General features: G+C 50.2%; 9 protein-coding genes and 2 pseudogenes. 6 read left to right on the top strand and 5 right to left on the bottom strand.

The window, feature by feature from the left end; all coding sequences use genetic code 11:
- Positions 1 to 464: 464 nt before the first annotated feature.
- Positions 465 to 599, bottom strand: coding sequence for a hypothetical protein (locus LBW87_RS23955; protein ID WP_265113052.1), 135 nt, complete (start codon positions 597 to 599; stop codon positions 465 to 467).
- A 21-nt stretch (positions 600 to 620) separates the two neighbouring features.
- On the opposite strand from LBW87_RS23955, the gene LBW87_RS24030 reads away from it, so the two are divergent.
- From LBW87_RS24030 to LBW87_RS23735, 4 genes are all read left to right on the top strand, one after another.
- The gene (locus tag LBW87_RS24030; protein ID WP_320442751.1) at positions 621 to 734 is read left to right on the top strand and encodes a winged helix-turn-helix transcriptional regulator; all 114 of its coding nucleotides are present in this window, start codon (positions 621 to 623) and stop codon (positions 732 to 734) included.
- A gap of 756 nt (positions 735 to 1,490) precedes the next feature.
- The gene (locus LBW87_RS23745) at positions 1,491 to 1,883 is read left to right on the top strand and encodes a hypothetical protein (RefSeq protein WP_225203950.1); all 393 of its coding nucleotides are present in this window, start codon (positions 1,491 to 1,493) and stop codon (positions 1,881 to 1,883) included.
- A gap of 38 nt (positions 1,884 to 1,921) precedes the next feature.
- The gene (locus LBW87_RS23740) at positions 1,922 to 2,779 is read left to right on the top strand and encodes a hypothetical protein (protein WP_225203949.1); all 858 of its coding nucleotides are present in this window, start codon (positions 1,922 to 1,924) and stop codon (positions 2,777 to 2,779) included.
- Between the two features lie 2 nt (positions 2,780 to 2,781).
- Positions 2,782 to 3,060: a hypothetical protein gene (locus tag LBW87_RS23735; RefSeq protein ID WP_225203948.1), complete on the top strand. Its 279-nt coding sequence runs from the start codon at positions 2,782 to 2,784 to the stop codon at positions 3,058 to 3,060.
- Positions 3,061 to 3,121: 61 nt separating this feature from the next.
- Here LBW87_RS23735 and LBW87_RS24100 read toward each other — a convergent pair.
- Positions 3,122 to 3,247, bottom strand: a pseudogene (locus tag LBW87_RS24100) (IS3 family transposase); the annotation flags it as partial.
- On the opposite strand from LBW87_RS24100, the gene LBW87_RS23730 reads away from it, so the two are divergent.
- Together LBW87_RS23730 and LBW87_RS23725 are read left to right on the top strand one after the other, a co-directional pair.
- Positions 3,239 to 3,553 carry a transposase gene (locus LBW87_RS23730; protein WP_225203947.1) on the top strand — a complete coding sequence of 105 codons (315 nt, stop codon included), beginning with the start codon at positions 3,239 to 3,241 and terminating at the stop codon, positions 3,551 to 3,553. The pseudogene LBW87_RS24100 and the gene LBW87_RS23730 sit on opposite strands and share 9 nt — an antisense overlap.
- Positions 3,554 to 3,594: 41 nt before the next feature.
- Positions 3,595 to 4,371: an IS3 family transposase gene (locus tag LBW87_RS23725; RefSeq protein ID WP_225203946.1), complete on the top strand. Its 777-nt coding sequence runs from the start codon at positions 3,595 to 3,597 to the stop codon at positions 4,369 to 4,371.
- A 28-nt stretch (positions 4,372 to 4,399) separates the two neighbouring features.
- Here the strand turns inward: LBW87_RS23725 and LBW87_RS23720 are convergent.
- From LBW87_RS23720 to LBW87_RS23710, 3 genes and pseudogenes are all read right to left on the bottom strand, one after another.
- A pseudogene (locus LBW87_RS23720) lies at positions 4,400 to 5,427 on the bottom strand (IS3 family transposase); the annotation flags it as partial.
- Positions 5,428 to 6,162: 735 nt separating this feature from the next.
- Positions 6,163 to 6,393: a hypothetical protein gene (locus LBW87_RS23715; RefSeq protein WP_225203945.1), complete on the bottom strand. Its 231-nt coding sequence runs from the start codon at positions 6,391 to 6,393 to the stop codon at positions 6,163 to 6,165.
- 74 nt (positions 6,394 to 6,467) lie between these two features.
- Positions 6,468 to 6,740, bottom strand: a 273-nt coding sequence (locus LBW87_RS23710; protein WP_225203944.1) for a hypothetical protein, incomplete at its 5' end; no start/stop codon positions are given.

Genomic DNA, 6,740 nt, shown 5'->3' with positions numbered 1-6,740 from the left:
TGCTAATGAGAGCAACCTCAATAAGGCAATTTCCAAATTTCCTTACGTCATCGAGATCCCTGAGTGGTATTCGGACAAGATAGCGGAGATTGATCGCAATAAAGGCTTCAATGCTTCGCAGACGGTCCGGGAAGCATTTGGCGTCGATGAGAAAAAATAAGAAATAGAAGATAGAACTTGCCAATCACTAGCCCAAGTGAAGTTCTTAAATATATCGATTTGACGGGGGACTTACATTATTCCGTGCATGCGGGGAGACGGGTAATGCCGAGGGAAAAAATACATAGTTTTTATTCACGAATCTTAGATGGTTATTTGTCAGCCCCAGCAACCAGTTGGTAATTTCTTCGTTCTCGGGCCCACGCTTGCTGATGTAGCGATAGCAGGCTTCGCCCACCTTGAACGCCTGGTAAGCAAGCTTGATCGACACACCGCTCTCTTGAACAACGCGTTTGGCCATCTCGCTACGACGAGATGGCTTCACCAGTTTTTTCGAGGGCCTCGGCCACGATCTCGGCCTTGAGCTTTTCTTCGATGTACATCCCGGCGCAGCCGGGCGTTTCCGCTCCCAGTGACCTGCCCCCAACAATCCTGCTCATCAGAGCGAGTGGGAGAACTGAGTGATAGACGTGGTCCTACTTGGAATTATTCGACGCTGGTACATCAGAGACTGCATCTCGATCAGGGAAATCTCCCGTCGGCTGGGCATCTCTCGAAACACGGTTCGTCGCTAGATCCGATCCGGAGCAATCGGGTCTTCCTACCTCTCCAGGCGATCATCCAGCGCCCTAGATGAATTCGCGCCGCGACTTTCTGCCTGGCTCAGCGCTGAGCCAGGCAGATCTTGCAAGCAAAGACGAGCCCTGAACAGATGTTCCTGAACTTAAGAGAATTTACCTTCAGCCGGCAAGGGAAGGTGGACCAAATGGAGAGGGGAATCGGCGAGCAGATCAACAATCAGCTGGTTCTTTGCATGATTTCTGGATGTGGTTTTAATAATAAGTGAATAAAAAATTACCCATGTAAATTTATTTTTGAAAATACTCGTTACATCTATTTACAACGAGCATGCAATTGCCGAAAATCACTGTTCTCGCAAAATGAGATTTTTTGATGGGGTATTGACCTGGCGAGTGCAAGGCACAAGCAGCGTGGGTGGATGCGATGAGAGTGCGTCGAAGGTAGCGGCTTTCTAGTTTGCTGTGAAAAAAGCAGGATTGCAAAGTTGTGCAACCAAGCGTCTATTTTTTCGATGCAGATAGATAGAACGTGGGTGGAATGTTAGAGGTGTACGTTCTCCTACCGTTTTTGGGGGAGGCATATGTCAACAGGATTTCTTATCTAGCGCTGAGTGGAAGAATTTAATGGCAATTTGGGGCCGGCTTTGTCGCAATTTCACGTTTTTGAAATTTGCACTATTGGTCGCATTTGGCGTGTGTCTGATTATTCAGAGTCCCTGGCGTTCACTGGGGGTACTTCCTTCGGATGCTATGTTGATTCCAGTCAGACCGTTCGACGTCAGTGTCTATAAGTCCAGAACCTCCGATGCTATCTTCAAAAATAGAAGTGTTCCTGCTGAGGAGATTGTTATCCCCTCGTGGCACTTTAATGAAGGGGTTGATATTCGGTCTTTTGTCTCTGACTTAAAGAAAAGGGGCAAGCCAGAGGCAACTATTTGGTTCTATCAAACGGGTAATAATCGGGTGGTTGCTCGAATTGACATCAATGAGATCAATATTTTGTCTCAAGATCGCGCCAAGAAAAATCTAGAAGGCGGGGCGAAGGTTAGAAATGGCTTCGGTATGTTGGCTTGGTTTTTCGGCATAGCTTTCGCATGTTCGTGGATGCGTCCAGACAGACTCAAAAATACTTCAAAGAATTAGAAGCAATGAGTTCTTTGTTCATATAAGAATTATTAAATATGATCGCACCAAAGCGAATTTTATTATTGGTTATAGCCATAGTGCTCTTAGCCAGCTTATGCAAAGGTGCAATTTCTGTCGCGAATGAAGATGTTGTAAAAAAATTACCAGAGAATTTATTCGCATCAGAGCCCTTTGTTGAAGGGCAGCTAAACGGGGTGCAAATTCGAGTTCCTGCCAACTATATGAAAGGACCGCACTCTTTCATGGTGGAGTACGGGGACGACCATCCGTGGGATGCAAGTAATTCTGGTGAAAAGAGGACTTCGCATTCTCTTGGGTCACCCATCGTGAATCTGTCGGTGTATGTGCATCAAGGAGATTTAGCGCCTCTGACAGCAGCTAACTATTCAAGCTGGGTTCATTCCGTAGAAAAAGGCAGCGGAGATGATTGGGTTGAGTTTTCGTATCAGGGGAATTTGCCGGAGTTCTCGAGTTGGGGGATGGATAACTTTCTGAACAGGTTTTACGTAAACCGGAAATACGTAGTTTCTTCATCTATTAGATTCGAAAAGGTTAGTGGTACGTTTCATGGCCTAGTTATGGAAAAAACGGCGCCTGTAGATGAGTTGAAGTATGACCGTAATAACTACCATTATTACTATCGCCGAGCCGGTTCTAGGATTGCCACATTCATTGAGTGCCGAGCAGGGCCTCCTCCCGTTCCAGGGGGAAGCTTTATCTGCCGACATTATTTTTCTATGTGGCCTGAAGCAGCTGTACAAGGATTCATCAGATACCCGGTCGATAAACTGAGTGAATGGAGTGATCTTGAAGACAAAGCAAAAAAGATCTTTCTTCAGTTTTTTGTTGGCTGTTTACCGTCAGCGCCAGCATGCCCTCTGAATAAAAATTAAACATGCCAACGAAAATTCCACAGATCATAACAACTGCTGACATACGCTGGCTAAAAGAGATGGTTGCAGCTGGTGGGGCTAGCCAGGCTTACACCTGGTTGGCAGATAAAGGATATCCCTATCCTTTGCTCGCAAGAGGAGTGGTGAATAGCGATACATTGTCGGGTGTGTCCGCCCTGACGTTCATGGATCGTCACGCTATCAAGCAAACCGGCACTATGCTGTCGCGTGATCAAGAGGTGCAAATCAAGCAAGATATGGCGAACGCATGTCTTGATTAGTTGATACGGTCGGCTGATGCGGTAATCCCCCCATTTCTAGCGTTTGGTAGAAGTAGAAACGTCAAGCAGCCATGGCCAGCCGCTGTTTCGGGGTAAATCCGCCCAAGGTCATGTTAGGGCGTTCGTGTAATGACCCACTAAAAACCTGCTCAGTAGATAATCCTGAAAGGAAATCAAAGTGAGCAAGGTCATGGAAGAAGAATTCAAGCGTTGGACAGCCAAGCGCAAAGCGGCGCTGGTGATGGAAATCATCCAGGGAAAGACGACGGTGGCCGAGGCTAGCCGATCGTTTGATATCCCGCCTTCAGAGATCGAGGAATGGGTCGATGACGGGCGTAAGGGGATGGAGAATGCCCTTCGTGCCAAGCCCTTGGACGTCAAGGAGCAGTACGAGCGCCAGCTCAAGGAGCTGCAAGAAGCCTATGGTGAAGCCATGTTGGAGCTGCGCGCCAGAAAAAAATTGGCGTCCCTGCTGGGCGAGGAAGACAAGTAATCGAGACCATCCGCCATGGACTCAAAGAAGATGGTTTCGATGTGGCCGTCAGCAAGATCTGCGTGTGGTTTGGGATTCCCAGGCGCACCGCCTACTACAAGTCTGTGAAGACCGAGCCCAAAGTGCAGGAACGCTTTGCCGAACCCATCCGCAAGATGATTCTGGAGGAACCGTCCTTCGGTTATCGCACGGTGGCAGGTCTGCTCGGGTTCAACAAGAATACGGTGCAGCGGATCTTTCAGATCAGACGTTGGCAAGTCAAGAAGCGGTCGATTGGCTTTCGCCCCAGGGTGAAAGCCTTGCCATCGGTGGCCACAGGACCCGACCAGCGCTGGGCAACCGATCTGTGTCGGATCTGGGCGGGACGCGATGGCTGGGCGGTGTTGGCGCTGGTTATTGACTGCCACACGCGGGAATTACTGGGCTGGCATCTGTCTCGTTCAGGAAAGTCGAAGACGGCCGAGTCTGCGTTGGAGCAGGCGCTGATCGCGCGTTATGGTTCGCTGGGCCGCGTGACGGCGCCGTTCTTGCTCAGGTCCGACAATGGTCTGGTGTTCACCAGTCGCAGTTACATGGCCTTGGTGCGCAGCTATGGGCTGATGCAGGAGTTCATTACACCGCACTGCCCGCAGCAGAATGGTATGGTCGAGCGCGTCATCCGAACCCTGAAGGAACAATGCGCTCATCGGCATCGCTTCGAAACATTGCAGCACGCCAGTCGAGTCATTGGTGACTGGATTGGCTTTTATAACAACCAGCGGCCCCACCAGGCACTGAGTATGAAGACCCCGGCTGAGGCATTTGCATTAGCCGCATAAAGTGAGCAGGTTTGGCTGGGTCATTACATTCGTGGTTGTAGGTCCACATCCAGTTAGTCGCAAATTGCTGAACGTGCTCCAGATCGTCCCATTGATATTGCGGTAGCCATTCGTAGCGCACTGTCCTGTTGAACCGTTCTACATAAGCATTCTGTTGTGGCTGTCCAGGCTGGATGTATTGCAGTTCTATGCCCGTCTGTTGTGCCCAATGGGTCATTGCACCACTCAGATACTCCGGGCCGTTGTCGCAACGAATTGCACGCGGCTTGCCTCGCCATTCGATGATACGTTTCAGACTGCGAATTACCCGCTTCGATGGCAGTGACAGATCTACCTCGATGCCCAGCGCCTCCCTATTGAAGTCGTCGATGACATTGAACACGCGGATACTTCGCCCGTCTGCCAGCTGATTGTGTATGAAGTCCATCGACCGGGTCTGGTTAGAGCCGCCAGGTACGGCAAGCGGGTGGGGCACTTCTCGAATCAACCGCTTGCGCGGCTTGATGCGTAGGTTCAGCTCCAGTTCGCGGTAAATGCGGTAGACGCGCTTCTGATTCCATCCGAAGCCACAGACGTTAAGCAGATACAGGAAGCACAGACCGAAGCCCCAATTCCGATGATTATCAGTCAGGCGGAGCAGCCAGTTGGCGATCTCCTCATCCTCCGGCTTGCGCTTGCTGACGTAGCGATAGCAGGCCTCGCTCACCTTGAATGCCTGGCAGGCAAGCTTGATCGGCATGCCGCGTTCTTGAACAGCCCGTTTAGCCATCTCGCTACGGCGAGATGTCCTCACCAGTTTTTTTTGAGTGCCTCGGCCACGATCTCGGCCTTGAGTTTCTCTTCGATGTACATCTTGCGCAGCCGAGCATTCTCGGCTTCCAGCTCTTTCATGCGTGCCATCATTGAGACCTCCATGCCGCCGTACTTCGAGCGCCACTGGTAGAACGTCGCGGTGCTGATGCCCAGCTCGCGGCAGATGTCCGGAGCACCAAGACCAGTCTCGACTCGCTTGATGGCATCAATGATCTGGCTGTCCGTGAATTTCGATCTCTTCATGTGTAGAACTCCTCAGTGAGAAAATTCTACTTCTGACGACGCGAGTTTTAAGGGGGGGCGATTACCAATGTTTAGACCACAATCCTGCTCATCAGAGCGAGTGGGAGAACGGAGTGATAGACGTGGCCCTACTTGGAATTATTCGACGCAGGTACATCAGAGACTGCATCTCGATCAGGGAAATCTCCCGTCGGCTGGGCATCTCTCGAAACACGGTTCGTCGCTAGATCCGATCCGGAGCAATCGGGTCTTCCTACCTCTCCAGGCGATCATCCAGCGCCCTAGATGAATTCGCGCCGCGACTTTCTGCCTGGCTCAGCGCTGAGCCAGGTAAATCTTGCGAGCAAAGACTAGCCATGAACAGAGGTTCCTGAACTTAAGAGAATTTACCTTCAGCAGGCAAGGGAAGGTGGACCAAATGGAGAGGGGAATCGGCGAGAAAATCAACAATCAGCTGGTTCTTTGCATGATTTTTGGATGTGATTTTAATAATAAGTGAATAAAAAATTAACCATGTAAATTTATTTTTGAAAATACCCGTTACATCTATTTACAACGAGCATGCAATTGCCGAAAATCACTGTTCTCGCGAAATGAGATTTTTTGGATGGGGGTATTGACCTAGCGAGTGCAACGCACAAACCGGGAAATACCTCACCGAAAAAGAAATGGGGGAAAAATATCGCACTTGTGAGGAGGGTTGGTATAGCGGCCCTCAGCCAGGAAAAGCGCGCTTCACCAAAGATCCGTGGGCGGGTTGTTGCTCCAGAATTTGCGCAGCGCTTTTGTCTGCCCGCAGGCTTTGTGAGTACGGATCTTGAAGGCGCAGAAGCGCTCGCGTTTCATTTGAAGCGAAACGACGATGAGGTGGGATGCGGTTTCGCCGGGAATCCGGATGCTTGTGTCGGCGAGACTGCCGTTCTTTGAGCCCAGATCATGTCGAGGCGAATTCAGCCGCTGGGACATTAGGCAAGCGGCTCATTGCGATCCACATTTTTTTTCGATCAAGATAGTTGACCATGCTCAGCGGCCTTTTTTGTTCACGGTGACGGTGCGCTGGCGATCAACTGGATGCCGGGTAGGCGTCCTTTTTTGGGTGCAATTTTAAGAACATGAGAATCTCTTTGGGACAATTTGTCTTCCTGTTGATAGTTGGGTTCGTTTTTCAAGTTTTCCCGCCTATCGTTGATGCGCAAGCCGTGAACGGGAAATACCTCACCGAAAAAGAAGTGAGGGAAAAATATCGCACTTGCGAAGATGGTTGGTATAGCGGCCCTCAGCCAGGAAAAGCGCGCTTCACCAGAGATCCTTGG

The sequence above is a fragment of the Herbaspirillum sp. alder98 genome, from assembly GCF_020179755.1.
In the GTDB taxonomy this organism is placed as follows: Bacteria; Pseudomonadota; Gammaproteobacteria; order Burkholderiales; family Burkholderiaceae_D; genus Herbaspirillum.
Note: the sequence above shows the minus strand (reverse complement) of the source record. Positions and strands in the feature narration are given on the sequence as shown.